Raw genomic sequence first — 26529 nt, 5'->3', positions numbered from 1 at the left:
CCGAGCAGGGCGAAAATGTGGGATATGAGCGTCTTACGATAGGCGCTCTCTCTGGCGACGCTCATGCTCTCGGCCGTCATACTCGCATTCGACACGCCCCCGGCGACGGGCGGGCGCGCCCGGGAATCGGCCGAGCGCGACGCGATCGTGCGCACGCTGGCCTCGCTCATCGACGCCTGCGTCGCCGGCCTCGTCGCCGACGCCGTGCTGGTGGGGCCGCCGGACTCCGGTCTCGGAATCATCGCCGAGGAGGCGGGCTGCGGGCTGGTGGAAGCCGTCGACGCGCGTTCCGGCCTCGCCCGCGCGCTGCCGGCGATGCGCTATCCCGATGTGCTGGTTCTGCGCGCCGGCCATGCGCCGGAGCGCGGCTTCGTCGATGAATTGCGCGACGCTCTGTCCTATGGCGAGCAGGGCCGCGCGCTGGTGCTGCGCGCGGCGCCCAGCTCGCTGCTGACGCGCATCGCGCCACGGCTGGCGGAAGCGGTGGGCCTCGTCGCACGGCGTGAGGATTTCGGCGCCGCCGGCGATCTGGCGACGCTCGCCAAAAAGCTGCGCGCGACCGAGCTGACGACGAAAGCCCGCCGCGCGATCTGACATGGATTCTCGGATGCGAGCCTGAAGGCTCGCGGTCCATGGCGCGCGTCGGACAGCGAGCCTTCAGGCTCGCTCTCGTCCAATGGCGAAGCGGCTGCTACGGCAGCGCCAGTTCCGACGCGCCTTTCTCTATCTTCACGCTGCTCGCGGAAAGCTCCTCCGCGCGCACCGGCTCGGCGCGGCCGCCGAGATGACGAGCGAGGAAATTCTCCGCGACAGCGTGATAGGAGAGCGCATTCTCCGGCCGCGCAAAGCCATGGCCCTCATCGGGATAGAGCAGATAGGCGACGGGAATCTTCTTGGCTTCCAGCGCCGCGACCATCTGCTCGGCCTCGGCTTTTTTCACGCGCGGATCATTGGCGCCTTGCGCGATCAGCAACGGCTTGGCGAGACGATCCGCAGCATGGAGCGGAGAGCGCTCGCGCAGCAGCGCGCGGCCCTCCTCCGTCGCCGGATCGCCGAGCGCCTTCACCAATTGCGCGCGCGCAGATTCCCAATAGGGCGGAATGGTTGCGATCAACGTCTCGAGATTGGACGGGCCGACGACATCGACGCCGCAAGCATAGCGCTGCGGATTGCGCGTGAGGCCGACGAGAGTGGCGTAGCCGCCATAGCTGCCGCCCATAATGGCAATGCGGCTCATATCGGCGACGCCCTGCCTTATCGCCCAATCGACGGCGTCGAGGAGATCATCGTCCATGCGCCGGCCCCATTCGTGATCGCCGGCGTTGACGAAGGCCTTTCCGAGCCCAGTCGAGGCGCGGAAATTCACGCTGAGCACAGCATAGCCGCGATTGGCGAGCCATTGATGCGCGGCGTTATAGCCGAAGGAATCGCGCCCCCACGGTCCGCCATGGACATAGAGCACCATGGGCTGCGGCGCCTTCGCCTCCGCCGTCTGCGGCAAAGTGAGATAGCAGATGAGATCGAGCCCATCGCGCGATTTGATCGTCACCGGGCGCATGGGCTGCAGCGGCGCGCCGATGAGCTGCGGCCGCGCATGATGCAGCAGGCGCAGGCTCTTCGCGCGGCGATCATAGAGATAGGAAGCGGCCGGGCTGGTGTCGGATTGCGCCGAGACGGTCCAGAGAGAATCATCCTCGGTGCGGCTGCCGATGCTCCAATCGCCGATGTCGCGCCCGTTCAGAAAGTCGATATCCGCCTTTATGCGATCGTCGAGCGCGACATATTCGAAACGCTCGCGCTCGACGCTATAGGCGAGCGGCTCATAGCTATTGCGATCGGCGATGACATGACCGAGATCGGCCTTGTCGCTCTCGGCGATGAGCCTGGTCTCGCCGGTGGCGACATCGACGCGAAACAGCGCCGCCTTGTCGCGCCCGCGGCTGTCGCGCAAGAACAGCGTCTTCGCCGCGGCGTCGAGATGCAGCGGCGACGATGTGCGCGCATCCTCCGGCGAAAAGAGGATCCATCGGCTCCAGCCGCCGGCGCCGTCGGGACGCAATATTTCGCTGCTTCCATCCTTGCCTCTGCGCAGCGCGAGGCGCGGCGTGAGATCATCGTCATGGATGAAGCCGGCGAAGCCTGGATTTTCTTGCACCAGCGTCAATTCGCCGGTGGCGAGGATCGCCGAATAGAGATCGTGAAAGCGCTTGTCGCGGCGGTTGATCGAAAGAAGGATTCGATCACGAATCTTGCGACTGGTTCCGCTGACGCGCGCGGCGACGCCCTCGAAAGGCGTGAGATCGCGCGCGGGTCCACCCTCGGCGTCGACGACATAGACGTGAAAATTCTCGTCGCCGCCCTCGTCCTGCATATAGAGCAGGCTGTGGCCGTCATAGGCCCAGGAGAAGTCCCGCACGCCGCGCTTGCGATCATGGGTGACGACGCGCGCATCCTCGAGGCGATCGAGCGGCGCGACGAAAATATTGAGCACGCCCGCATCGGGCTGCAGCCAGGCGAGCCGCCTCCCGTCCGGGCTCAGCCGCGTTCCCGCCTTGGCCGGATTGCCGAAAAGATGCGCTCTGGGAATAAGCTGGTCGGGCATTGCAATCGATCTCCGCAAAATCGAAATCGCTTCGAAGAGCGAGCCTGAAGGCTCGCGGCCCATGGCGCGCTCTGGACCGCGAGCCTTCAGGCTCGCGTCTCAGTCCAACAATGTCAGCGCTGCGCCGTGAATGTATTGCAGGCGTCGATCTTGCCGGTCTGCAGACCGCGCTGGAACCATTCGACGCGCTGCGCCGAGGAGCCATGGGTAAAGCTGTCCGGCACCGCATAGCCCTGCGCGGAACGCTGGAGACGATCGTCGCCGATCGCCTGCGCAGTGTTGATGGCTTTTTCTATGTCGCCCTTCTCGAGAATCTTCCAATTCTGATCGGCGTGCGCGGCCCAGACGCCGGAGAGGCAATCGGCCATCAGCTCGACGCGGACCGAGAGATTATTGGACTCGGAGCGGCTCGACGCCATCTGCTGCGCGCGTTGAACCTTGGGCAGAATGCCGAGCAGATTCTCGATGTGATGGCCCATCTCATGGGAGATCACATAAGCGTAGGCGAAATCGCCGCCGCCGCCGAAGCGGCGATCCATGTCGCGGAAAAACGAGGTGTCGAGATAGATTTTCCGGTCGATCGGGCAATAGAAGGGCCCCATCGCCGATTGCGCGCGTCCGCAGGCCGAGCCGGTGACGCCGTTGAACAGCACGAGCCGCGCGGGGTCGAAGCGAATCCCTTTCTGCTCGGGCAAAATCTGCGACCACACGCGCTCATTGCCGGCGAGCACGGCGGAAATGAACTGGCCTTGGCGATCGGCCGGCGCGCCCGTCGGCGCCTGACGCGTCGGGCGGTCGAGCCGCTGCTGCGCCACCTGTCCGCCGCCGCGCATATTACTGAGCACTTCCGCGCCGCCGATCAGCAGCGCCGGATTTATGCCGAACGCATAGGCGAGGACGCCGAGAATGACGATCGTGCCGAGACCGAGCCCGCCGCCGCCGCCGAAGCTCGGCCCCGCGCCGGCGTCGGCGTAATCCTGGCTGCGTCGATCCTCGATGTTGTCGGACTGGCCGAGCTGATCCCATCTCATCGCCTTGGCGCTCCGATCGCTTCGACGAGCCGCCCTGCCCGGGCCTCGTCCTCCTCCTGCCAGAAGTCCGGCTTGGCCTGCGCCAGCCGGCCGCCGATCCGCACCGGGGCTATGCGCCGCGCGAGGCCGTCGGCCGAAAGCTCCACCGCGACGCCGCAGAGCGTCGCCTCGCCCTGGGCGGGCTCGAAACGGGCGCCCGGCGTTTTGCGCGTGAAGCGGCGCAGCGGCTCCTCCTTCTCCATGCCGATGACCGAATCATAGTCTCCGGTCATGCCGGCGTCGGTCATATAGGCCGTGCCATGGGGCAGGATCTGCCCGTCCGCCGTCGGCACATGGGTGTGCGTGCCCACCACCAGAGAGGCGCGTCCGTCGACGAAATGGCCCATGGCCATTTTCTCGCTGGACGTTTCGGCATGTATGTCGACGATGAGCGCGTCGCAAGCCATGCCCAGCGGACAGGCGCCCACTTCCCGCTCAATGGCGGCGAAAGGGTCGTCCAGCGCATCCATGAAAACGCGGCCCTGGACGTTCACCACCAGCACCTGACGGCCGTTCTCGGCCGTGTAGAGATTGGCCCCGCGGCCCGGCGTGCCGGGCGGATAATTCACCGGGCGCAGCAGCCGCGGCTGGCGCTCGATGAAGACCAGCGCCTCGCGCTGATCGAAGGCGTGATTGCCGGTGGTGATGCAATCGGCGCCGGCGGCGAGCATCTCGTCGCAAATGGCCTCGGTTATGCCGAAGCCGCCGGCGGCGTTCTCGCCATTGACGACGATGAAATCGAGCGCCCAGCGACGGCGCAGCTCCGGCAGCCGCTCCTGTATCGCCTTGCGCCCGGCCCTGCCCACCACATCGCCGATGAAGAGGAGGCGCATCCCGCGCTCGCTCGACGAATGATCGGTGGAATGGGGCATGAGAACGCTCGCGGGACCGGAGGGAAAGCTCCGATGTTCCATATAGCGCAATGGGACGGGGAGCAATTTTCGGCGCGCGGGGACTCTACCAGTCCAGTCGCCCGGCAGGCCCCCAGAAGCCGCCGCTCGGCGGCGCCGGGTCGAGCGTCGCGAGACGCACGGCGACTTCGGCGCCCTCCGCCGACGTCACCCCGCCCGCGCGATAACCATTGAGCGCGGTCGCGACCTGCCCCGGCGAGGTCGCATAGACTTTGACCGAGGTCTCTCTCAAATGCTTCGCATATTCCAGCGTGAGCGAATTCAGCGCCGCTTTCGAGCTATTGTAGGCGAGCCAATTGAGCTTCACCAGAGGCGGCTCCATGCGCGCTGTCATGCTGTGTGAGCCGAGCAAGGCGGATTGATTTATGATGCGAGCGTCGTCCGATTTCATGAGCAACGGCAGAAACGCGTTCGTCACCATGGCCACGCTGAAGACGTTCGTCTCATAGGTCTCGCGAAAATCCTGCAATGTCGTTTCCGTCGGACGCTTGTGCTGATCCCTGGCGATCCCCGCATTGTTGATCAGCACGTCCAGCCGACCAATCTCGCCGGCGAGCCGGATCGCGGCCTGCACAACGCCGGCGGAATCGGTGACGTCCAGCGCGAGCGCGACGACATCCCCTCCCCCTGCACGAAGTTCCATCGTGATCGAGTCGCCGCGCTCGACGTCGCGCGCGCCGATGACGACCTTCAACCCTTTCGCCGCCAACTGACGCGCGATTTCGAGCCCCATGCCGGCAGTGGCTCCGGTTATAAGAACGACGCGGGCGGCGGCGTCCCTCGAGTCGACAATGGACATGAGCGCTCTCCTGAAAACTGAAGGCCCTTATACAAGGACCCTTATATATTGATCGCGACAGTTATACAAGGAGCCTTATATGATCGATGACCGATTGAGGGCGGCGGCGCTCGGGCTGAAGCGCGCGCAAACCGCAAAGAGCGCCGCCTTCGATCGATCTCTGGCGAGCGTGGGCCTGACAATGGCGCTCTGGGTCGTCCTCGAGCGAATTCGCGCCAATCCAGCCCTATCCACCCATGCGCTCGCCGAGGCGTGCCTGATGACGGATCAATCCGTCGGCGAGCTGGTGAGCAAATTGGCGACGCGCGGCCTCGTGGAGCGCATCAGCGGAGCCGGTCGCGCGATCCGCCACCATCTGACGGATTCGGGAAGAGAGCTGCTGGAACGCGCTGCTCCCTTGCTGGCAGACGCCTTGCAGAGCGCCTTTTCCGAGCTGAGCGCGGCCGAGATCGAGCAGCTGATCCAGCTGCTCGAAAAAATCGCGCCGACGAAAGGCTCGGGCGCTCCGCCATGAAGCCCCAAACTCGCGGCTTCATCCGCAGGCCCGGCTGATATAAGATGGGCTTTCCGAACCGGAGCGCCGCGTCCTAAATGTTCCATATCGCCGAGCTTCGCGGGCGCGAGCCTTTCGACCCCAATAAGGCGCCCGATGGCCCCTTCGTCGTCTTCGAGGACGGACGAAACGGCGCCGCTCTGCTCTTCGACGAGCCGGAGGAGATCATCCGCGCCGATACGGCGGCGGAGGTTCCGGCGGCTTTCGCGCGCATGGAGGCGGCGACTCGGCGCGGGCTCTTCCTCGCGGGCTACGCCGGCTATGAGCTGGGCTATGCTCTCGAGGCGAAATTCGCGAGCGGCCCCCTGCCCCAGGCGCGCACGCCGCTGCTGCTCTTCGGCGCCTTCCGCGCGCCGCGCCAATATGAGTGGCGCAACGCCGCCTCGCTGGCGACCGAGACGGCGGCGGTCGAGGTCGCGCTGACCCCCGCCTGGAGCCTCGCCGAATATACCGAGCGCTTCGACGCCTGCCGCGAGTTCATCTATGCGGGCGACGTCTATCAGATCAATCTGACCTTCCCCATGCATGGGCGCTATGAGGGCGAGGCGACGGCGCTCTATCGCGCGCTGCGCAAGCGCCAGCCGGTCGCCTATGGCGGCGTGGTGGCGCTCGGCGCGGAGAGAATCGTCTCGCTCTCGCCGGAGGTTTTCTTCGACGCCTGCGAAGGCCTCATACGCGCGCGGCCGATGAAGGGAACAGCGCGCCGCGGCTTTCTGCCGACAGAGGATATGGCGCGCGCCGCGCTGCTGACGCAGGACGAGAAATCCCGCGCCGAAAATCTGATGATCGTCGATCTGCTGCGCAACGATCTCTCGCGCCTCTCCGAGGTCGGCTCGGTGCGCGTGACCGATCTCTTCACCGTCGAGACCTATCCGACGCTGCATCAGATGACATCCGGCATAGAGGCGAAGCTGCGCGAGGGCGTGACGCTCGCCGATCTCTTCGCGGGCCTGTTTCCCTGCGGCTCCGTGACCGGCGCGCCGAAGATTCGCGCCATGGAGATCATTCGCGATCTCGAATGCGCGCCCCGCGGCGTCTATTGCGGCTCGCTCGGCCTCATCGCGCCCGACGGGGCGATCCGTTTCAATGTGGCGATCCGCACGCTCACACTTTTCCCCGATGGGGAGCTCGTCTGCAACGTCGGCTCTGCGGTCGTCGCCGATTCGCGGGCGCGCGAGGAATATGAGGAATGTCTGATCAAGGCGAAATTCCTGACCGGAGCGAAGACTTCGGCCTGATCGAAACGCTGCTGTGGACGCAGGACGGCGGCTTTCTCTATCTCGACGAGCATATCGCGCGGCTTTCCGCCTCGGCGCGCGCGCTCGGCTTTCTCCATAGCGAGGAGGCCTTTCTCGCGGCGCTGAACGAGGAGGTCGCCGATCCGCTCGATGATCGTCTGCGCGTGCGCTATGCGCTCGGCCGCGACGGCCGTTTCGAAGCGAGCTCGCTGCCGATCGACGCGATCACGCCGGACACGATCTGGCGCGTCGCCGTCGCCGAGGCGCGATTCGAATCCGATGATCCGATGCTGCGCCATAAGACGACGCGGCGCGAGCTCTATGAGCGCGAGCTGGCCGAAGCGGCGATGCGCTGCCGCGCCGACGAGGTGCTGTTTCGCAATGAGCGCGACGAGGTTTGCGAGGGCGCGCGCACCAATGTGTTTCTCGCGCGAGACGGCGCGCTGCTGACGCCGCCGCTCTCCAGCGGGCTGCTGCCGGGGACATTGCGCGCGCATCTTCTCGCCAGCGGCAAGGCGCGCGAGAGTCTGCTGCGGCTCGAGGATTTTTCCGGCGACGCCGAATTTTATTTCGGCAATTCCGTGCGCGGGCTGGTGCGCGCGGCATTGATCGTCGAGGAAGAGACCGTCGAGGACGAGACCGCCGAGGACGAGGAAGCGTGATCCACATCCGCCCAGCCGCGCGCGCGGATAGCGCGCTGGTCGCCGCCTTCGTGCGCGAGCTCGCGGATTATGAGAAGCTCTCGCATGAGGTCGAAGCCTCGGAGGAGACGCTCGCCGACGCGCTGTTCGCGCAAAATCCGCGCGTCTTCTGCGATATCGCCGAATGGGACGGCGCGCCGGCGGGCTTCGCTCTGTGGTTCTATACTTTCTCGTCGTTTCGCGGCCGGCACGGAATCTGGCTCGAGGATATTTTCGTGCGCCCGCAGTTTCGTGGCGCCGGCATAGGCAAGGCGCTGCTCGCCCATCTCGCGCGGCGCTGCGTCGCCGAGGGGCTCGGCCGCTTCGAATGGTCGGTGCTGGATTGGAACGCGCCCTCGATCGCCTTTTATGAGGCGCAGGGCGCAAAGCTCATGCATGAATGGAAAATCTGCCGCACGACCGGCGCCGCTCTGGAAAATCTCGCGGAAAAATGATCCAGCACCCCCTCCTTCTCCCACTTGTGGGAGAAGGAGGCCCCGCGGAGCGGGGTCGGATGAGGGTCCGTCGGAATTGGGCGAGATCGAAATTCCATGCGCGGATTGTCGTCGCATTCCGGCGCATGGAGATAAATTTCGAGAGAGCCGCAAATCGCAGCGGCCCTCATCCGACCCGACTACGTCGGGCCACCTTCTCCCACAAGTGGGAGAAGGATAGCAGCGGCGAGACTCAGCCCTTCTCGGGAAGATTCAAGCGGATGTGCAATTCGCGCAGCTGCTTGGCCGTCGCCTCGGAGGGCGCGCCCATCAGCAGATCTTCGGCGCGCTGATTCATCGGGAACAGCACCACCTCGCGCAAATTCTCCTCGCCCGCGAGCAGCATCACAATGCGATCGACGCCCGGCGCGATGCCGCCATGCGGCGGAGCGCCATATTGGAAGGCGCGATACATGCCGCCGAATTTCTCGATCAGCACATCCTCGCCATAGCCGGCGATCTCGAAAGCCTTCTTCATAATGTCCGGCCGATGGTTTCGGATCGCGCCCGAGGACAATTCGATGCCGTTGCAGACGATGTCGTATTGATAGGCGAGAAGATCGAGCGGATCCTTGCTCTCCAACGCCTCCAGGCCGCCCTGCGGCATGGAGAAGGGATTATGCGAGAAGTCGATCTTCTTGTCGTCCTCGTTATACTCGTACATCGGGAAGTCGACGATCCAGCAGAATTCGAAGACATCCGTCTTCGACAGGCCGAGCTCCGTTCCGACGCGCAGACGCGCGGCGCCGGCGAGCTTGGCGGCCTTCAGCTCCTCGCCGGCGGAGAAGAACAGCGCATCGCCCGCCTTCACGCCGCCCTTGGCGGCGAGCGCGGCCAGCGCCTCCGGCGGAATGAATTTCGCGATCGGCCCCTTGCCGATCAGCGCGCCATTCTCCTCGTCGAAAATGATGTAGCCAAGGCCCGGCGCGCCTTCCGACCGCGCCCAATCATTGAGCTTGTCGAAGAAGCTGCGCGGCTGCGACGCGGCGCCCGGCGCCGGAATGGCGCGCACCACCTTGCCCTTGAAGGCCTTGAAGCTCACATCGTCGCGCGCGAATTCCGCGCTCACATCGGCGATGATCAGCGGATTGCGCAGGTCCGGCTTGTCGGAGCCATATTTCAGCATGGCCTCGCGGAAGGCGATTTTGGGGAAGACCGGCGTCACCGGCTTGCCGCCGCCGAATTCCTCGAACACGCCGCGCAGCACGGGCTCGACCGAGGCGAACACGTCTTCCTGCGTCACGAAGCTCATTTCAATATCGAGCTGGTAGAACTCGCCGGGGCTGCGGTCGGCGCGGGCGTCCTCGTCGCGGAAACAGGGCGCGATCTGGAAATAGCGATCGAAGCCCGCCACCATCAGCAGCTGCTTGAACTGCTGCGGCGCCTGCGGCAGCGCGTAGAATTTGCCCGGATGAATGCGCGAAGGCACCAGAAAGTCGCGCGCGCCTTCCGGCGAGGAGGCGGTGAGGATCGGAGTCTGGAACTCGAAGAAGCCCTGAGACTTCATCCGCTGGCGCAGCGAATCGATCACCTGGCCGCGCAGCATGATATTGGCGTGCAGCTTCTCGCGGCGAAGGTCCAGGAAGCGGTATTTGAGCCGCGTCTCCTCGGGATAGGGAAGGTCGCCGAAGACCGGCAGCGGCAGCTCGGCGGCGGGGCCGAGCACCTCGATCTCGGTGACATAGACCTCGACGAGGCCGGTCGGCATGTCGGGATTTTCTGTGCCGGCGGGACGCTTGCGCACCTCGCCGTCGAGGCGCGCGACCCATTCCGAGCGCAGCTTCTCCGCGGCCTTGAAGGCCGGCGAGTCAGGATCGACCACGCATTGGGTGAGGCCGTAATGATCGCGCAGATCGATGAACAGAACCCCACCGTGGTCGCGAATGCGGTGGCACCAGCCGGAGAGACGGATTTTCTCGCCGGCGTGGGCCTCGCGCGGCTCTCCACAATTATGCGAACGATAGCGATGCATTTTGCGTGTCTTTTGTCTCGTAGGGAGGGACGTTTCTAGCCGCGGAGAAGCGCAGGGGGAAGGGCCGGTGTCAAGCCGGAGCGTCGCGTTGCGGGCGTTGCGACCGCGCCATGGCGAACGAACGGAAGCGCAGCCTCAGCCAGACGCGCCGATACGGGCGGCGGGGCGCGAGCGCGGCCGACGCTCGCCGCCGACGATGGCGAAAGCGGAAGGCGTCGCCAGCAGCGTCTCGACCAGAGCGAGATTGAGGCGATGGCCGCCGCGGTAGGAGCGGAAAGCGCCGACGATCGGCGCGCCGGCGAGGGCGAGATCGCCGAGCACATCCAGCATTTTGTGACGGACGAACTCGTCGGCGAAGCGCAGTCCCTGCGGATTGAGCGCGCGGCCCTCCGAGAGGACGATGGTGTTGTCCAGCGAGGCGCCGAGCGCCCTGCCCTCGCGCCACAGACGCTCCGCGTCCGACAGAAAGCCGAAGGTGCGGGCGCGGGCGATCTCGGCGCGAAAGCTCGCCGGCGTCAGCCGCATCCGCCGCCGCATGCGGCCGATGGGCGCGGCGGCGTAGGAAATCTCGACATCCATGGAGAAGCCGCCGGAAGCGGGAGCCAGCTCCGCCCAGGCGGCGCCGTCGGCGACGCGCACGGGCGCGCGAATCACAATGGCGCGGCGCGGCGCGTCGAGCGCCACGATTCCGGCCTCGTCGATGGCCGCGACGAAGGCCGCCGCCGAGCCGTCCATCGCCGGAGCCTCCGGCCCGTCGACCTCGATGGCGACATTGTCGACCCGAAGGCCGCGCAGCGCCGCCATCAGATGCTCGATCGTCGAGATGGACGCGGCGCCGGCGCCGAGCCGCACGCAAAGATCGGTGGAGGAGACATTGCGCGCCTCGGCGCGCAGCGCATCCACGCCGCCGAGCCGCGAGAACACGATTCCCGTGCCTGCTTCGGCGGGCGTCAGAAGGAGCCGCGAGGCGAGGCCGCTATGCGCGCCGACGCCGTCCAGCGCCACTGCGGCGCCGAGCGTCGTCTGCATCCTCGTCGGTCGATGCGACGTCATCGATTTCGTCTCACTCCGGGACAGCGGTCGAGTCCGCCGCGCGCGCGATGATGCGCGATTGTGGCGAAGCGGCGCCCGCGCAGAATAATCCGCGCCGCAGCGGGGCTCCAGTCACGGTTTTTTACAAAATGTTACAGCCGATCCGAATGAGAAAAGGCCCGCCGGAGCGGGCCTTTCACAGTTTTCACGAGCCGGCGACGAAAGATCAGTTGTTGATCTGGCGGCGCAGGAAGGCCGGGATCTCGAGCTGCTCCTCCTCGATCGAGCGGGCCTGCGCGACGCGGCGGCCATGCGGATCGAGGCCGGCGTGTCCGGCCGGCTGCTGCGGCGCCTGGGGAACCGGGCGCTTGGCGTATTCCGCATGTCCCTGGGAGGGCGCGGGCGCCTGCGGGCGCATCTGCGGACGCGGCGCGGCGGCGGCCGCCGGCCCTTGCAGCGCATCCTCCTGACGGCTCGCGCCGAAGGAGGNGAGACGCTCCAGCAGCGTGCGGCGGCGGGCGGCCTCCGGCGCCTGGGCGGCGGCGTCGCCGCGCGCCTGGCGATATTGCTCCTGCACCGGACGCGGGAAGTCCTCGATCTGCGGCATGCGCATGCGCGGCAGCTCGGCGGCCGGCGGGATGTAGGGCTCATGCGCCTCCATCATATGGGCCGGCTGCGGCGCCGGCTCCGGCGCATAGACCGGACGCGTCGCCACCTGCTCGAGATAGACATCGCGCGAGGGCGCCTGCGCCTGCTGCGGCTCGCCGTAATAGGGCGAGGGCTGCTGGCGCTCGACCGGGGCCTGCGCGGGCTCGGGCGCATAGACGGGAGCCGCATAGGCCTGCTGCGCCGGCTGCGGAGCCGGCTCGGCGACCGTCTGAACGAAGGACACCCGGCCCTGCGCCGCCACCTGGGCGCGCAGACGCTCGGCGGCCTCCAGCACACGGGCTTCCGCCGCGGCGGCGTCCTCGGCGGCGGTGGAGGGCAGATCGATGCCCGTCGCCACCACGGACACGCGCACGACGCCCTCGAGCGAAGAATCGAAGGTCGCGCCGAGGATGATGTTGGCGTCCTCGTCCACCTCCTGGCGGATGCGGCTCGCCGCCTCGTCCACCTCGTAGAGGGTGAGGTCGTTGCCGCCGGTGATCGAGATCAAGAGGCCGCGGGCGCCCTTCATCGACACTTCGTCGAGCAGCGGATTGGCGATGGCCGCCTCCGCCGCCAGGCTGGCGCGGCGCTCTCCGGTGGCCTCGCCCGTGCCCATCATCGCCTTGCCCATGCCGCGCATGATCGAGCGCACATCGGCGAAGTCGAGATTGATGAGGCCTTCCTTGACCATGAGATCAGTGACCGAGGCGACGCCCGAGTAGAGCACCTGATCGGCCATGGCGAAAGCGTCGGCGAAGGTCGTCTTCTCCGTGGCGATGCGGAAAAGATTCTGATTCGGGATGATGATCAGAGTGTCGACCGACTTCTGCAATTCGGCGATGCCGCCCTCGGCGATGCGCAGGCGACGCGCGCCCTCGAAATGGAAGGGCTTGGTCACGACGCCGACGGTCAGAATGCCCATCTCGCGCGCGGTGGCGGCGATGACCGGCGCCGCGCCCGTGCCCGTGCCGCCGCCCATGCCGGCGGTGACGAAGACCATATGCGCGCCATTGAGATGCTCGCGGATCTCGTCCTTGGCCTCTTCCGCGGCGGCGCGGCCGACTTCCGGCTGCGCGCCGGCGCCGAGGCCTTCCGTCACCTGCAGGCCCATCTGAATGATGTGCTCGGCGCGCGCCGAGGCGAGCGCCTGCGCGTCGGTGTTGGCGATCAGAAAGTCCACCCCGGAGAGGCCCGACATAATCATATTGTTGACAGCGTTGCCCCCGCCGCCGCCGACGCCGCACACCAAAATGCGGGGCTTCAATTCCCGGAGCTCGGGCGCCTTGAGATTGATCGTCATCGCCAGACCTTTCGACTGATTTTCATGCGACTGCGCGTCGGTTGCCATCCCCGGAGCGTTTCGCCGACGCGCGCCTCGCTCTCCATGCTCGAAATGCTCAGAAACTGTCTCTCAACCACTGTCCGACCCGAGAGATGTACCCATTGGTCCCGGTCCCGCGCGTCTCCGCCTCGCGACGCGGCTCGAAATATTCGCGCCCTGCGAATTGCGGATAGACGAGCAGGCCGACGGCCGCGGCGAAAGCCGGGCTTCTGGCCGATTCGGGCAGGCCGTCGATGCCGGCCGGCCGGCCGACGCGCACCTGTCCGCCCAGAATGCGGCGCGCCGCCTCCGGCAGGCCCGTGAGCATGCAGGCGCCGCCGGTGAGCACCACGCGCCGCCCCGCATGCGCCGAGAAGCCGGACGCCGCCAGACGGTCGCGCAGGAACTCCAAAGTCTCCTCGACGCGCGGACGAATGATGCGCACGAGATGCGATTTCGGCGCATGCGCCGGATGCTCGCCGCTGTCGCCCACATGATCGAAGGCGATCGTCTCGCGATCGTCGGAAGGAGAGGAGATCGCCGCGCCATAGAGCGTCTTCAGACGTTCGGCGTCGCTCAGACGACAGTCGAGGCCGCGGGCGATATCCATGGTGATGTGATTGCCGCCGAGCGTCACCGCATCGACATGCGCCAGCGCGCCGCCCGCGAAGACGGCGAGCGAAGTGACGCCCGCGCCCATGTCGATGACGATGGCGCCGAGCTCGGCCTCATCGGCCTCCAGCACGGCGAGGCCGGCGACATAAGGCGCCGCGGCGGCCGCCTCTATGCCGAGATGGCAGCGCTCCACCGCGACGAGAAGATTGCGCATCGCCGCCTGATCGCAGCTCGCGACATGGAGATCGACGCCGAGCTCGCCGCCGACCATGCCGGCCGGCTCGCGAATGCCGGGCGTTCCATCCAGCGAGAAGCCGGTGGGCAGCGAATGCATGACCACGCGGCCGCGCTCCATCACATGGGCGGCGGAAGCCTCGAGCACGCGATGCACGTCGGAGGGCGCGACGGCGCCGGAGACGACGCGCGTCTTGGCGGCGAAATGCTGCGAGGCGAGCCGCCCGCCGGAAGCGGTGACGATTATGGCGTCGATCTGCGAGCGCGCCATGCGCTCGGCCGCGTCCACCGTGCGGCGCAGCGCGCTCTCGACTTCCTCCATATCGACGATCTGGCCGGCCTTCACGCCGCGCGAGCGCTGATGGCCGATGCCGAGCACGCGCGCGCGATGCGTGCGCCCGCGCGGCGAGCCGTCGCCGACCGGCGTCAGCCGCGCGATGATGCAGGCGATCTTCGACGTGCCGACGTCGAGCACCGCCATGGTCGCGCTGCGGCGCGCGCCGAGCTGCTTCATTCGCGGCGGGAACATATGTGGCTTCATGTCTGGCCGCCCTTGTGTGAACCACGCGAACTCGCGGCCGCGCGCGCGGCGGCCGCCTCCTCGGAGAGGCGCGCCGCGACGCGTCCCGGCGCGCGCAAATCGATCGAGATCACATCCTTATCGAGGATCCTGGCCTCACGCTGGAGTCGCTGCAGGACGGCGAGCGCCGCCTCAGGATCCTGCTCGGGGAGCTTGACCTCGACGCCGTTGGTCATGTCGAGCGACCAGCGCCGCCCGGAGACGAGAACGCCGGCGCGCACGCGCGATTTGAGATCGCCGACGGCCTCCAGTAGCCGCATATATTCGTCGAGCCGCTTCTCCGCGCCCTCGCCCACGACGAAGGGCAGACCCAAGAATCGCTCGTCGCGCATTTCGTCGATGACGACGCCATCCGCGGCGACGACGGAGAGCTTGCCGTCGCGCTGCCAGAGCGCGAAGGGCCGACGCCCCTCGAGCGCGATGATCAGCCGATCGGGATAGAGCTTCAGCACGCGCGCGCTCTCCACCAGCGGCAGCGCGGTCAGCCGCTCGCGAATCGTCTCGGCGTCGAGAAAGAGCAGCGAATGCGTGGGCTTCACGCCCGAAGCGGCAAGCACGTCGCTCTCGGAGAGCTCGCCGAGCCCGCTGATGGTGACGACCTCGATGGAAAAGCCGAGCGCGCGCGCCACAATATCGCGCGGCGCGCCATTGCGCGCGACGAATTCCGCATAGCCGCCATTATGCGCGACGCCGACGAAGCCGACGCCGCCGAACAGCAGAGCGAGCGCCGCCGTGCCGATTCCCGGCAGAGCGGCGAGCCGCGACAGACGCCCGCGCTCGGCGCGCGGAGCCGCCGCCGGGCGGGTGCGCCGCTCGGCCGGCTGGGAAGCGACGGGGGTTACGTAAGGAGCGGAATAGGCGCCGGGCTGAAGAGCGCCGGCTTGATACGAAGCTTGGACGGGATGCGGATGCGCGACATCGAAGAGAGCCTCGACAGGCTCTCTCAACGATCGCAGGACGCGTCTTCCACCATCCATCTTACGAGCTCGCCAAACGAATATCCGGCATAGGCCGCCATTTCGGGAACCAGCGAGGTCTCGGTCATGCCCGGCTGCGTGTTGACCTCCAGCACGACGAGCTCGCCCGTTCCTCCGGGTCGATCGTCGTATCGAAAGTCCGCACGGCTGACGCCACGACAGCCGAGAGCCCGATGAGCCTCGAGCGCCAACTGTTGGACCTCTTGGTAAATATTTTGTTTAAGATTCGCCGGAAGCACGTGTTTCGAACCGCCTTTCGCGTATTTCGCGTCGAAACCGTAGAAGTCCTCCGACACGGGGAGGATTTCGATGACGTCGAGAGCGCGGTCGCCCATCACTGCACAAGTGAGCTCGCGGCCGTCGACGAAATTCTCCGCCAGCATGAAATCGCCATGGCGCCAATCGGCGGCGGCCAGCTCCTGCGGCGGATGCGAGCGCCCCTCCTTGACGATGAAGACGCCGAAGGACGATCCCTCGCTCACCGGCTTCAGCACGTAAGGAGGCTCGAGGGCGTGGGCCTTGGCCGCCTCGAGACGATGCACCACCCGGCCCCGCGGCACAGGCACGCCGGCCGCCGCCATGACGCTCTTGGCCACATCCTTCTTCATCGCCAGAGACGAGGCGAGCACGCCGGAATGCGTGTAGGGGATGCGCAGAATCTCGAGCACGCCCTGAATGGCGCCATCCTCGCCGAAGCGTCCATGCAGCGCGTTGAAGGCCACATCCGGCGCGAGCTTGGCGAGAACCTCGGCGACGTCGCGGCCGACATCGACGCGGGTGACGCGAAAGCCGACGCTCTCCAGCGCCTTGGCGCTGGCCTCGCCCGAGCGCAGCGAGACCTCTCGCTCCGAGGAGAATCCGCCCATGAGCACGGCGACGTGAACGGCGACGGGAGCAGTCATGACGCACCTTCGAGTTGTGCGAGGGCTTCGACCCTCGGTTGGATTTGCGAATGGGCCGGCGGGGCGCGGATGGCGCGCCGCCGCCCATCACGACATGCCCTGAGCAGATCATCGCCGCCATCGGCAGGGCTATGAAAGAGCGCGCCAGCTGATGCGCCACCGACGATCGACTCACGCCTTGGAGTGGCAGCGCGAAATTAATGCTTCGCTACCATTCCGGCGGTGAAGGCGGCTATCTCCTGCCAGCGGAGAATGATTGCGACCATGGCGCCGATGATCGAGACGATCGACGCGATCTTGGCCGTGGTCGGAAGGGCGTTCACGCGCCCTTTCAGCTCGCCAAACTCGACCGCGGATGGAAGGCCGGCGACACGCCCCTTCACCTCGCCGATATCCGCCGCGAACGTCGCCTTCAGATCCTTGAAGTCGGAGGACGTCGGCATTGCGCGGAGAAGCCCCTTGATCTCGGCGGTGTCCTGAAGAAGTTTCTTCATATCCGACTCGAGTGTGGTGACACGACGCTCGAGATCGCTCATCCCCTCTCCTCCGCCGCCGCCTCCAGGTCCAGCGCTCGCAGGTCCTGCGCTTACCTGGGCGATGTCTCTATCATGGGGAGCCGTCGAGCCGCCGACGACGTGCAGACGAGGCTTTTCAGTCATTTTTGTCGACCACCGACACGTTATGTAAGCGCACGAAGCCGCAATGACTACATGTGAGCATATAGCAGTCGTGTCGGACCATCTCCACCGAATACGAGCGGCCAGAATCGTCTGAATGCGCTTTTCCGCGAGAAACGACCGACACCTTCACCAATTGCTGCTCATTCTCAGCGTCGGATTCGCCGATCCAATTGTTTGTCCCGCAAAAGGGACAGGCGCCGAGGGCGCCCTTCTCCTCGAGCCAATTTTGAAAATCATCCGCTCTCATGGCTCGTCCCCTGTCGAACGCAGTCTGCCAGCAGCGCGATCAATTCGCAAATGGGGCTCGGCAACCTCGAGAGGTCCGCGAGCGACTGGGAATTGGTCGGGCGGCGCCTCCCCCGCTCTCACTCCGCCCGCCGCCAAATCTCTATATCCCCCGCCTGTTTCGCGAGCCTGTAGCCATCGAGGGCGCCGGCCATTCCCGGGCGCTTCAGCACCCATTCCCGCGTCGCCCGATCTTCGGCGACGATAATGTCCGGCCGCCCGGCGCGAATATCCTCGGCCAGCGCGGCGAGATCGGCGCTGCGCCGCGCCTCCAGCCGCTGGCGGCGTTCTGGCCCCGCCGTCTCCAGCAGCCGGCCGACGGCCGCGGTGACGAAGAGCGCGTTCTGGCGGCCGACCCACTCGCCGGCGAGCCGCCGCGTCAGAGGATGGCCGAAGTCGAGCTGGCTGGCGATGGTCGCGATGCGCGGACGCGGCGGCGCGACCGCGGCCACGGCGGCCATGAGGCCCTCGTGCTCCTCGCGATCGGTCAGCTGCTCGACGATTCCGAAATAGGCCGGCGCGGCGAGCAGCGCCGGCACGAACAGGAATTTCGTCAGCGCCGCGCGCACGCCCGTCGCCGCGCGGTCGCGAAGCGCGAAAAAAATCCAGGCGAACAGCAGCAGGACCATCGCCGGATAGGCGTGGTTCATCCAGCCCTTCCCCTGCAGCAGAAAGGCGGCGAAAAAGCCGAGAGAGGCGGCGAGCGCGACGAGCGACGCCCGGCCGAGCGCAGCCCCGCGCGCCGCGACGAGAAAGCCCGCGAGCAGCGCCAGATAGGCGAGCGCGAGCGAATGCGCGAGAAAATGGCCGAGATCGTCGCGCGCCGGACCATAGACCTCGAGCGCGAGCGGCAGCGCCTCGTCGACATAGGCCGGAAAAGCGATCAGCGTCGCGCCGGTCGCGACCACGGCGGCGAGCGCCGCGGCGACCAGCTCCGCCCGCAGCAAGGCGCGCGCGCTGCGCTCCCGCCACGCGAGCGCCAGCGCCGGCAGAGCGATGGCGAGGAGGAAATGCGGCTTCATCGCCACGGCGAGACCGCCGCACAATCCCGCGACGACGCGCAAGGGGAGCGGCGCCGACGCGCGCTCCTCCGCCAGCGCGGCGAGCAGCGGCAGCAGAGCGAGCAGAGCGATATGCTCGCGCTCGGCGAAGACGATCTCCGGCGCGACCAGCAGCAGAAAGATCGCGGCGTTGAGAAGCTGCATCCATTCGCGCCGGCCGCGCGCCGCGCCATGCCGCAGCAGCAGGAAGGAAAAGCCGATGGAGCCCGCCGCGGCGAGAAACACCAGCGCCGCGACCAGCGCCTCCGCCGGAAGATGCAGCGCGCGGGCCAGCAGCACGGCCGGCATGAGCGAGAGAAAGGCCGCCGGCGGATTGGGATCGCTCGTCTCGACATAGGCGATGCGCCCATCGAGAACCTTCTCGGCGAAAGTCAGGAACCAGGAGACGTCGCAATCGATATGTCCGATGAGCTGCTGCGCGACGGCGACGACAGCGAGCCCCGCGCCGAGCGGCGGGCTCGACAGCAGCAGCTCGAGCCCATCGCTCTCGACGCGCGCCCGCGCGCTCTTCTCGAGGACAGTCATGCGAGGGCGAGGCCGATCCGCTTGATCTCCCAGCGCAGCACAACGCCGCTCTTCTCCCGCACGCGTCGCCGCACCTCCTCGCCCAGCGCCTCGACGTCGGCGGCCGTCGCCTGGCCGCGATTGACGAGGAAGTTGCAATGCATCTCGCTGACCTGCGCATCGCCGATGACGAGCCCGCGGCAGCCGGCCTCGTCGATCAATTGCCACGCTTTATGGCCGGGCGGATTGGCGAAAGTGGAGCCGCCCGTCTTCTCGCGAATGGGCTGCGAGGCTTCGCGCGCCTGCGTGATGCGCTCCATCTCCGCGAGGATCGTCGCGGGATCGCCCTTGCGGCCCTGATACAGCGCCTGCGTGAAGATCACATCCTCCGGCGCATCGCTATGGCGATAGGAGAAGCCGAGATCGGCGTTGGCGTAGACGCGCGTATTGCCGGAACGATCGACGCCGCGCGCCTCGAGCAGCGCATCCTTGGTCTCGCCGCCATGCGCGCCCGCATTCATGCGCAGCGCGCCGCCGACGCCGCCCGGAATGCCGCGATAGAAAGCGAGACCGTCTATGCCGGCGTCCGCCGCCGCACGCGCGAGCTTCACATCGGGAACGGCCGCGCCGACGCGAATGCGCTCGCCCTCCTCCACCGTAATGGCGCCGAAGCCCTTGGCCGTCAGCCGCACCACGACGCCCGGCACTCCGCCGTCGCGCACGATGAGATTGGAGCCGAGGCCGATGACCGTGACCGGAATCTCGCGCGGCAGACGCGCGAGAAAGTAGGCGAGATCGTCCTCGTCCGCCGGCGAGAAGAGAAGCTGCGCCGGCCCGCCGACGCGAAACCAGGTGAGCGGCGCGAGCGGCTCATTGGCGGAAAGACGCCCGCGCAATTCCGGCATGAGCGCGGCGATCTCGGCGGAGATATCTCGAAAGCTCATCCGCAATCTCCGTGCGCAATTCCTTCTCCCGCGCGCGGGAGAAGGTGGCCTCGCGAAGCGAGGTCGGATGAGGGTCCGTGGATATTGCGCGCAACGTAAGAGCGCAGCGAAACGAGGAGCCTGGCATTTCGGCGCGGACCCTCATCCGACCCGACTGCGTCGGGCCACCTTCTCCCACCTGTGGGAGAAGGAGCGCGCGTTCTGCATGTCTGCGCGAATGTCATGGCGCGAGCTCCGCGAGCTGACCGGGCAGCGCATAGGCCCATTTCGTAATGTCGCCGGCGCCGAGAAACACCACATAATCCCCCGGCGCGGCGATCTCGCGGATCAATCCCGGCAGCTCCTGCGGCGAAGCGAAGGCGCTCGCGCGCTCATGCCCTTGCGCAGCGGCGGCGCGCGCCAGCGCGGGACCGTCGACGCCCTCAATCTTGCTCTCGCCGGCCGGATAGACATCGGCGATCAGCGCCACATCGGCGTCGCTGAAGCAGCCGGCGAATTGATCGAACAAGGATTGCAGCCGCGTGTAGCGATGCGGCTGCATGATGGCGATCACCTTGCCCTTGGTGGAAGCGCGCGCGGCGCGCAGCACGGCGGCGATCTCGACGGGATGATGGCCGTAATCGTCGAAGATGGAAACGCCCTTCCACTCGCCCGTCTTGGTGAAGCGCCGCTTCACGCCGGCGAAGCGCGCGAGCCCTTCGCGAATCTTGTCCGCGGGAACGCCGAGCCGATGCGCCACCGCAATGGCGGCCGTGGCGTTGAGCGCATTGTGCCGTCCCGCCGCCGGCAGCAGAAGCTCGTCGAGCCGCGTCTCCGCGCCCGTATCGCGATCGCGCAGCAGAACCGAAAAGCGTCCGACGCCGCCGGAAAGATCGAGATCGAGCAAGCGCGCCTCGGCCTCCTCGCTCTCGCCATAGGAAATGACGCGGCGATCCTCGACTTGGCCGATGATCTCGCGCGCGGTCGGATGATCGAGGCAGATGGCCGCGAAGCCATAGAATGGCAGATTTTCGATGAAGCTACGAAAGCCCTTCTTCACGCCGTCGAAATCGCCGAAATGATCCAAATGCTCGGGATCGACATTGGTGACGATGGCGACTTCCGCCGGCAGCTTCAAGAATGTGCCGTCGCTCTCGTCGGCTTCCACCACCATCCATTCGCCGGCGCCCGGCCACGCATTCGTGCCATAGGCGTTGATGATGCCGCCATTCACGACCGTCGGATCGAGGCCCCCGGCGTCGAGCAGAGTGGCGACCAGCGAGGTGGTCGTCGTCTTGCCATGCGTGCCGGCGACGGCGACGCAGCGCTTGTCGCGCATCAGCTCCGCGAGCATTTCCGCGCGCTTGACCACGGGCAGACGCCGCGCGCGCGCCGCGACGAGCTCGGGATTGTCGCGCTTGATCGCGCTCGACACGACGACGACGGCGGCTTCGCCCAGCCATTTGGCGTCATGCCCGACATGCACGCGCGCGCCCTTGCCGGCGAGCCGTTGCAGATTGGCGCTGGCGGCGGCGTCCGTGCCTTGCACCTCATAGCCTTGCGCGAGCAGAATTTCGGCGACGCCGGACATTCCGATTCCGCCGATGCCGACGAAATGAATGGGGCCGAGACGGCGCGGCATTCTCATATCTGGCTCCCTGGCGCCGGCGCGGCGCTCTCTCTCTTCTGCGCGACGGCGAGCACGAGATCGGCGAGCCGCTCGGCCGCGTCCGTCACGCCAACGCTTTTCGCCGCCTGCGCGCGCCGCTGCAATTCGCCGCTGTCCGCCGCGAGCGCGGCGATGCGTTCGGCGAGCCATTGCGGCGTGAAATCGGCTTGGCGCACGACCTCCGCCGCGCCGGATTTCGCCAGCACAGCGGCGTTGGCCGCCTGGTCTTGATCCAACGCATGCGGCAGCGGCACGAGAATGCTCGGCCGCCCGATCGCCGCCAGCTCGGTGACGGTGGAGGCGCCGGCGCGGGCGATCACGAGATGCGCCCCCGCGATGCGCTCCGGCAGATCGGCGAAGAAGGGCGCGATCTGCGCGACGATTCCGGCGCGCGCATAAGCCATGGTGACGCGCGCGAGATCTTCCTCGCGCGCCTGCTGCGTCAGCTCTATGCGCTCGCGCAATTCTTTCGGCAGAGATTCGAGGGCTGCGGGCGCGATATCGGACATCACCCGCGCGCCCTGCGAGCCGCCGGTGACGAGCAGGCGCAGCTTGCCGTCCTCGAATCCCGGATAGGGCGTCGCGGCGGCGGCGAGCGCGGCGGGACGCAGCGGATTGCCGATGACGACGATCTTTTTCGCGAGCGCATCGGAAACGCCGGCGAGCGGAAAACCCGACGCAACGCTATCGACGCGGCCGGCGAGAAAGGAATTGGCGCGGCCCATCACCGCATTCGCCTCATGCAGCACGGTCGGAATGCGCAGAAGCGAGGCGGCGAAGAGCGGCGGCACGCTGGGATAACCGCCGAAGCCGACGACGGCGAGCGGGCGAATGCGCCGCAGAAGAAGCAGCGCCTGCAAGGCGCCGACGCCGAGCGTCGCAATAGCCTTCGCCTTGGCGAGGGCCGAGCCGCCGCGCGGCGTCGCGGAAGCGATCGTGTGCATCGCGCGCGCGGGAAATTCGCCGCCATAGCGCAAGGCGCGCTCATCGGTGACGAGCTCCACCTCGAGCCCGCGCGCGCGCAGCGCATGCGCCAGCGCCTCGGCCGGAAAAAGATGGCCGCCGGTGCCGCCGGCGGCGAGCAGAACCGGCGCGCTCATGCCGCCGCTCCCATCGGCGCGGGGCCGACATGCGCGGTCTCGACGACCGGCTCTATGTGCGGGCGCCGACGCGTGACGGCGAGCAGAAAGCCGAAGCCCAGCGCCAGCGAGATGAGCGATGAGCCGCCATAGGAGATGAAGGGAAGCGTCATGCCCTTCGACGGCATCAGCTGCAGATTGACCGCCATGTTGATGCAGGCCTGCAGGCCGAACAGCATGACGAGGCCGGCGGTGGCGAAGCCGCAGAAAGGATCGTCGTTGCGCGAGGCCGAATAGAGCCCGCGCAGCACGATGAAGCCATAGATCGCGGCGACGCCCATGCAGACGAAGAGGCCGAACTCCTCGCCGATGACGGCGAAGATCGTATCCGTATGCGCATCCGGCAAGATGCGCTTCAGCGTGCCTTCGCCCGGCCCTTTGCCGAACCAGGAGCCGCTGATGAAGCTGTAGAGCGCCGTATCGGCCTGGAATGTGTCGGCGACGCCCTGCCCCGCAGCTTGCGGATCGAGAAAGCGCGTCACGCGCGCATGGACATGCGGCAGGAATTTATAGGCCGCGACCGCGCCCACGGCGCCCGCGCCGCCGACGCCGAAAATCCAGAACCAGTGAATGCCGGCCATGAACAAGAGCCCCGCCCAGACGAGCGAGATCAGCATGGTCTGGCCGATGTCCGGCTGCATCACCAGCGGCGCGACCGTAACGGGCAGCAGCGCGATGGCGAGAAGATTGCCGGGAACGTCCTTGCGCTTGGCGCCTTCCGAAAACGCCCATGCGGCCATGATGACGAAGGCCGGCTTCAAGAATTCGGAGGGCTGAATGCCGAAGATCCAGCGCTTGGCGCCCTTCACCTCCTGCCCGAAGAACAGCGTGCCGACGACGAGCGCGAGCGAGACGATCCACAGCACGATCGCCGCGCGGCGCACATGACGCGGCGTGAGAAAGGAGACGCCGATCATCACGAGGATCGCCGGACCGAGATACAGCACCTGCCGATGCACGAAATAGAAGGTGGAGAGATGCAGCCGCTCGGCGACGGGCGGGCTGCCGGCCATGGCGAAGACGAGGCCGCAGACGATGAGCAGCGCGACGCCGGCGAGGAGCCAGCGGTCGATCGTCCAGGCCCAATCCGAGAAGGTGGAACGCTCCGCGCGCGAGATCATGGGGTTTCTCCGGCAATGGGCGCATGCGCATGCAGCTCGCGCGCGAGCAGGCGAAAAGCGTCGCCGCGCGCTTCGAAATTGGCGAATTGATCGTAAGAAGCGCAGGCCGGCGACAGCAGCACCACGGGCTCGCGCGCCTCGCTCAGCGCAGCCTCCTCGGCCGCGCGCGCGATCGCCACATCGAGCGTTCCGCATTGCTCATAAGTCACCACGCCCTCGAGCGTGCGCGCGAAATCCTGCGCCGCCGCGCCGATGAGATAGGCTTTTGCGATGCGCGAGAACAGCGGACGCAGCGGCTCTATGCCGCCCTCCTTGGCCTTGCCGCCGGCGATCCAGAAAATATCGTCATAGGAGAGCAGCGCCTTCTCCGCGGCGTCGGCGTTGGTGGCTTTCGAGTCGTTGACGAAGACGACGCGTCCGCGACGCCCCACTTCTTCCATGCGATGCGGCAGGCCGGGATAGGTGAGCAGCCCGCGCGCGATCTCCGCGCAGGAGAGCCCGCAATGCCAGGCGGCGGCGGCGGCGAAGGCGGCGTTCTGCGCATTATGCGCGCCGCGCAATGCGCGCGCGCCCTCGAGATCGCCGAGCGTCTCGGTCTCCTCCGGCGCATGGCCGGCCTCGCGATAGAGCGCCTTGCGGTCCTCGATGAAAAAGCCCCAATCGAGCGCGCGCGCGGCGGAGACGGGATAGATGCGCTGGCCCTCGCGGCCTCGCTCGGTCAGCCGCGCGCCGATCGCGTGAGAGAAAGCGTCGTCGACGCCGATCAGCGCGACATCGGCGCCGGCGACGAGACGCTCCTTCACCGCCGCGTAATTCTCCATCGTTCCGTGCCGGTCGATATGATCCGGCGTCAGATTGATGAGAATGCCGATGGAGGGCGCGAGCGAAGGCGTGAGATCGATCTGAAAGGACGAGCATTCGATGACGTGAATGCGCGCCTCGGAGGGCGGCTCGAGATCGAGGATCGGCGTGCCGATATTGCCGCCGAGCTGCACATCCTTGCCGGCGCTGCGCAGAAGATGCGCGATCAGCGCCGTCGTCGTCGATTTGCCATTGGTGCCGGTGATGGCGATGAAAGGCGCGCCCGGCGCCTTCGCCTGCCGCTCGCGGCAGAAGAGCTCGATGTCGCCGATCACCTCGACGCCCGCCTCGCGCGCGCGCGCGACGGTCCAATGCGGCTCTGGATGCGTCAGCGGCACGCCGGGCGAAAGAATGAGCGCGGAGAACTCGCGCCAATCCGCGCTCGTCAGATCGACGATCTCCACGCTCTGCGCCTGCGCCTTGGCGCGGCCGGGCTCGCCATCGTCCCAGGCGGCGACGCTGGCGCCGCCCGCGATCAATGCGCGCGCCGTCGACAGGCCGGAGCCGCCGAGACCAAAGAGCGCGACCTTGCGCCCTGCGAATGTCGTCGCCGGAGTCATGCGCTCACCTCAGCTTCAGCGAGGAGAGCCCGAGAAGGGCGAGAACGAAGGAGATGATCCAGAAGCGAATGACGATCTGCGGCTCGGTCCAGCCCATCTGCTCGAAGTGATGATGGATCGGCGCCATGCGAAACACGCGCTTGCCGGTGAGCTTGAAGCTCGCCACCTGCACGATGACGGAGGCGCCCTCGAGCACGAAGAGGCCGCCGATGATGACGAGCACGAACTCCTGCTTGATGGCGACCGATGTGGTTCCGAGCAATCCGCCGAGCGCGAGCGAGCCTGTGTCGCCCATGAAGATCTGCGCCGGCGGCGCGTTGAACCATAGAAAGCCGAGGCCGGAGCCGATCAGCGCCGCGCAGACGATGGTCAGCTCGCCCGTGCCGGCGACGTGATTGACGCCGAGATAATCGGAGAAGATCGAATTGCCGACGAGATAGGCGATGATGGCGAAGGCGCCGGCCGCGATCATCGACGGCACGATGGCGAGGCCGTCGAGACCATCGGTGAGATTGACGCAATTGCCCGCCGCCACGATGACGAAGGCGCCGAAGGGAATGAACAGCCAGCCGAGCGAGAAGGCGTAGCCCTTGAGCAGCGGCAGCGCCAGCTTGGTCATATTGTCGCCGCCGACCGTGGTGAGCGCATAGCAGGCGAGGCCGGCGACGGCGAACTCGAGCGCGAGCCGCGCCTTGCCGGAAAAGCCTTTGTGCGATTGCTTCGTCACCTTCAGATAATCGTCGTAGAAGCCGATCGCGCCGAAGGAGGCGGTGACGAGAATGACGATCCACACATAGGAGTTCTTCAAATTCGCCCAGAGCACCGTGGCGACGAGCAGACCCGAGAGGATCATCAGCCCGCCCATGGTCGGCGTGCCTTTTTTGGTGAGCAGATGCGAGGCCGGGCCATCCTCGCGAATGGGCTGGCCCTTGCCCTGCTTGATGCGCAGCGCATCGATGATGGCGGGGCCGAAGAAGAAGACGAAGAACAGCGCTGTCGCCGCCGCGCCGGCGGCGCGGAAGGTGATGTAGCGGAAGAGGTTCAGCGGACCGAAGAGATGCGAGTAGTCCGCGAGCAGCGTCAGCATTCGTCTTTTCC

23 protein-coding genes are annotated in these 26529 nt (G+C 66.9%); 5 read left to right on the top strand and 18 right to left on the bottom strand.

Going from position 1 to position 26529, the window contains the following annotated elements:
• The first annotated feature begins 63 nt into the window (after positions 1 to 63).
• Positions 64 to 594 carry a hypothetical protein gene (locus tag METLW4_RS0104605; RefSeq protein ID WP_018265030.1) on the top strand — a complete coding sequence of 177 codons (531 nt, stop codon included), beginning with the start codon at positions 64 to 66 and terminating at the stop codon, positions 592 to 594.
• A gap of 97 nt (positions 595 to 691) precedes the next feature.
• Here METLW4_RS0104605 and METLW4_RS0104600 read toward each other — a convergent pair whose 3' ends face one another.
• The 4 genes from METLW4_RS0104600 to METLW4_RS23980 all read right to left on the bottom strand — a co-directional run bounded on the left by METLW4_RS0104600 (position 692) and on the right by METLW4_RS23980 (position 5382).
• Positions 692 to 2602, bottom strand: a complete 1911-nt coding sequence (locus tag METLW4_RS0104600; protein ID WP_026191248.1) for a S9 family peptidase — start codon at positions 2600 to 2602, stop codon at positions 692 to 694.
• Positions 2603 to 2715: 113 nt separating this feature from the next.
• Positions 2716 to 3633 (bottom strand): KPN_02809 family neutral zinc metallopeptidase, encoded by a 918-nt coding sequence (gene ypfJ / locus METLW4_RS0104595; RefSeq protein ID WP_018265028.1) that lies wholly within the window; start codon positions 3631 to 3633, stop codon positions 2716 to 2718.
• Complete coding sequence (locus METLW4_RS23985) at positions 3630 to 4505, bottom strand: TIGR00282 family metallophosphoesterase (protein ID WP_051079654.1); 876 nt, start codon at positions 4503 to 4505, stop codon at positions 3630 to 3632. The genes ypfJ and METLW4_RS23985 overlap by 4 nt, the downstream gene beginning before the upstream one ends.
• Before the next feature lie 124 nt (positions 4506 to 4629).
• Positions 4630 to 5382, bottom strand: coding sequence for an SDR family NAD(P)-dependent oxidoreductase (locus tag METLW4_RS23980; protein ID WP_043331713.1), 753 nt, complete (start codon positions 5380 to 5382; stop codon positions 4630 to 4632).
• A 79-nt stretch (positions 5383 to 5461) separates the two neighbouring features.
• Between METLW4_RS23980 and METLW4_RS23975 the strand changes: the two genes are divergently transcribed.
• From METLW4_RS23975 to METLW4_RS0104565, 4 genes are all read left to right on the top strand, one after another.
• Complete coding sequence (locus METLW4_RS23975) at positions 5462 to 5896, top strand: MarR family winged helix-turn-helix transcriptional regulator (protein WP_018265025.1); 435 nt, start codon at positions 5462 to 5464, stop codon at positions 5894 to 5896.
• A 77-nt stretch (positions 5897 to 5973) separates the two neighbouring features.
• Positions 5974 to 7173: an aminodeoxychorismate synthase component I gene (locus METLW4_RS0104575; RefSeq protein WP_018265024.1), complete on the top strand. Its 1200-nt coding sequence runs from the start codon at positions 5974 to 5976 to the stop codon at positions 7171 to 7173.
• Complete coding sequence (locus METLW4_RS0104570; RefSeq protein ID WP_018265023.1) at positions 7125 to 7835, top strand: aminotransferase class IV family protein; 711 nt, start codon at positions 7125 to 7127, stop codon at positions 7833 to 7835. The genes METLW4_RS0104575 and METLW4_RS0104570 overlap by 49 nt, the downstream gene beginning before the upstream one ends.
• Positions 7832 to 8308 carry a GNAT family N-acetyltransferase gene (locus METLW4_RS0104565; RefSeq protein ID WP_018265022.1) on the top strand — a complete coding sequence of 159 codons (477 nt, stop codon included), beginning with the start codon at positions 7832 to 7834 and terminating at the stop codon, positions 8306 to 8308. Before METLW4_RS0104570 ends, METLW4_RS0104565 begins: the two co-directional genes overlap by 4 nt.
• A gap of 232 nt (positions 8309 to 8540) precedes the next feature.
• On the opposite strand, the gene aspS is transcribed toward METLW4_RS0104565, so the two are convergent.
• The 14 genes from aspS to mraY all read right to left on the bottom strand — a co-directional run bounded on the left by aspS (position 8541) and on the right by mraY (position 26518).
• Positions 8541 to 10319, bottom strand: a complete 1779-nt coding sequence (gene aspS, locus METLW4_RS0104560; RefSeq protein ID WP_018265021.1) for an aspartate--tRNA ligase — start codon at positions 10317 to 10319, stop codon at positions 8541 to 8543.
• A gap of 135 nt (positions 10320 to 10454) precedes the next feature.
• Positions 10455 to 11372, bottom strand: coding sequence for a UDP-3-O-acyl-N-acetylglucosamine deacetylase (gene lpxC / locus METLW4_RS0104555; protein ID WP_026191247.1), 918 nt, complete (start codon positions 11370 to 11372; stop codon positions 10455 to 10457).
• Between the two features lie 205 nt (positions 11373 to 11577).
• Positions 11578 to 13299: a cell division protein FtsZ gene (ftsZ, locus tag METLW4_RS0104550; RefSeq protein WP_026191246.1), complete on the bottom strand. Its 1722-nt coding sequence runs from the start codon at positions 13297 to 13299 to the stop codon at positions 11578 to 11580.
• A 97-nt stretch (positions 13300 to 13396) separates the two neighbouring features.
• Positions 13397 to 14710 (bottom strand): cell division protein FtsA, encoded by a 1314-nt coding sequence (gene ftsA, locus METLW4_RS0104545; RefSeq protein ID WP_018265018.1) that lies wholly within the window; start codon positions 14708 to 14710, stop codon positions 13397 to 13399.
• Positions 14707 to 15696 (bottom strand): cell division protein FtsQ/DivIB, encoded by a 990-nt coding sequence (locus METLW4_RS0104540; protein WP_018265017.1) that lies wholly within the window; start codon positions 15694 to 15696, stop codon positions 14707 to 14709. Before METLW4_RS0104540 ends, ftsA begins: the two co-directional genes overlap by 4 nt.
• Positions 15693 to 16628, bottom strand: coding sequence for a D-alanine--D-alanine ligase (locus METLW4_RS0104535; RefSeq protein WP_018265016.1), 936 nt, complete (start codon positions 16626 to 16628; stop codon positions 15693 to 15695). The genes METLW4_RS0104540 and METLW4_RS0104535 overlap by 4 nt, the downstream gene beginning before the upstream one ends.
• Before the next feature lie 197 nt (positions 16629 to 16825).
• On the bottom strand, positions 16826 to 17164 hold the full coding sequence (locus METLW4_RS0104525; protein WP_018265014.1) for a hypothetical protein: 339 nt from the start codon (positions 17162 to 17164) through the stop codon (positions 16826 to 16828).
• 509 nt (positions 17165 to 17673) lie between these two features.
• Entirely contained in the window at positions 17674 to 19179 is a 1506-nt protein-coding gene (locus tag METLW4_RS0104515; protein WP_018265012.1) for a hypothetical protein, read from the bottom strand.
• Positions 19176 to 20102 carry a UDP-N-acetylmuramate dehydrogenase gene (murB, locus tag METLW4_RS0104510; protein ID WP_018265011.1) on the bottom strand — a complete coding sequence of 309 codons (927 nt, stop codon included), beginning with the start codon at positions 20100 to 20102 and terminating at the stop codon, positions 19176 to 19178. Before murB ends, METLW4_RS0104515 begins: the two co-directional genes overlap by 4 nt.
• Before the next feature lie 220 nt (positions 20103 to 20322).
• A complete protein-coding gene (gene murC / locus METLW4_RS0104505) occupies positions 20323 to 21729 on the bottom strand; it encodes a UDP-N-acetylmuramate--L-alanine ligase (protein ID WP_018265010.1) in 1407 nt (468 codons plus the stop codon).
• A complete protein-coding gene (murG, locus tag METLW4_RS0104500; RefSeq protein WP_018265009.1) occupies positions 21726 to 22850 on the bottom strand; it encodes an undecaprenyldiphospho-muramoylpentapeptide beta-N-acetylglucosaminyltransferase in 1125 nt (374 codons plus the stop codon). Before murG ends, murC begins: the two co-directional genes overlap by 4 nt.
• Positions 22847 to 24010: an FtsW/RodA/SpoVE family cell cycle protein gene (locus METLW4_RS0104495; protein WP_018265008.1), complete on the bottom strand. Its 1164-nt coding sequence runs from the start codon at positions 24008 to 24010 to the stop codon at positions 22847 to 22849. Before METLW4_RS0104495 ends, murG begins: the two co-directional genes overlap by 4 nt.
• Positions 24007 to 25431, bottom strand: a complete 1425-nt coding sequence (gene murD / locus METLW4_RS0104490; RefSeq protein WP_018265007.1) for a UDP-N-acetylmuramoyl-L-alanine--D-glutamate ligase — start codon at positions 25429 to 25431, stop codon at positions 24007 to 24009. Before murD ends, METLW4_RS0104495 begins: the two co-directional genes overlap by 4 nt.
• 4 nt (positions 25432 to 25435) lie before the next feature.
• On the bottom strand, positions 25436 to 26518 hold the full coding sequence (gene mraY, locus METLW4_RS0104485; protein WP_018265006.1) for a phospho-N-acetylmuramoyl-pentapeptide-transferase: 1083 nt from the start codon (positions 26516 to 26518) through the stop codon (positions 25436 to 25438).
• Between the last annotated feature and the right edge of the window lie 11 nt (positions 26519 to 26529).

This window comes from Methylosinus sp. LW4, assembly GCF_000379125.1.
Classification (GTDB): Bacteria; Pseudomonadota; Alphaproteobacteria; order Rhizobiales; family Beijerinckiaceae; genus Methylosinus.
The sequence above is the reverse complement of the archived record's forward strand: the minus strand, read 5'-3'. Positions and strand labels throughout refer to the sequence as shown.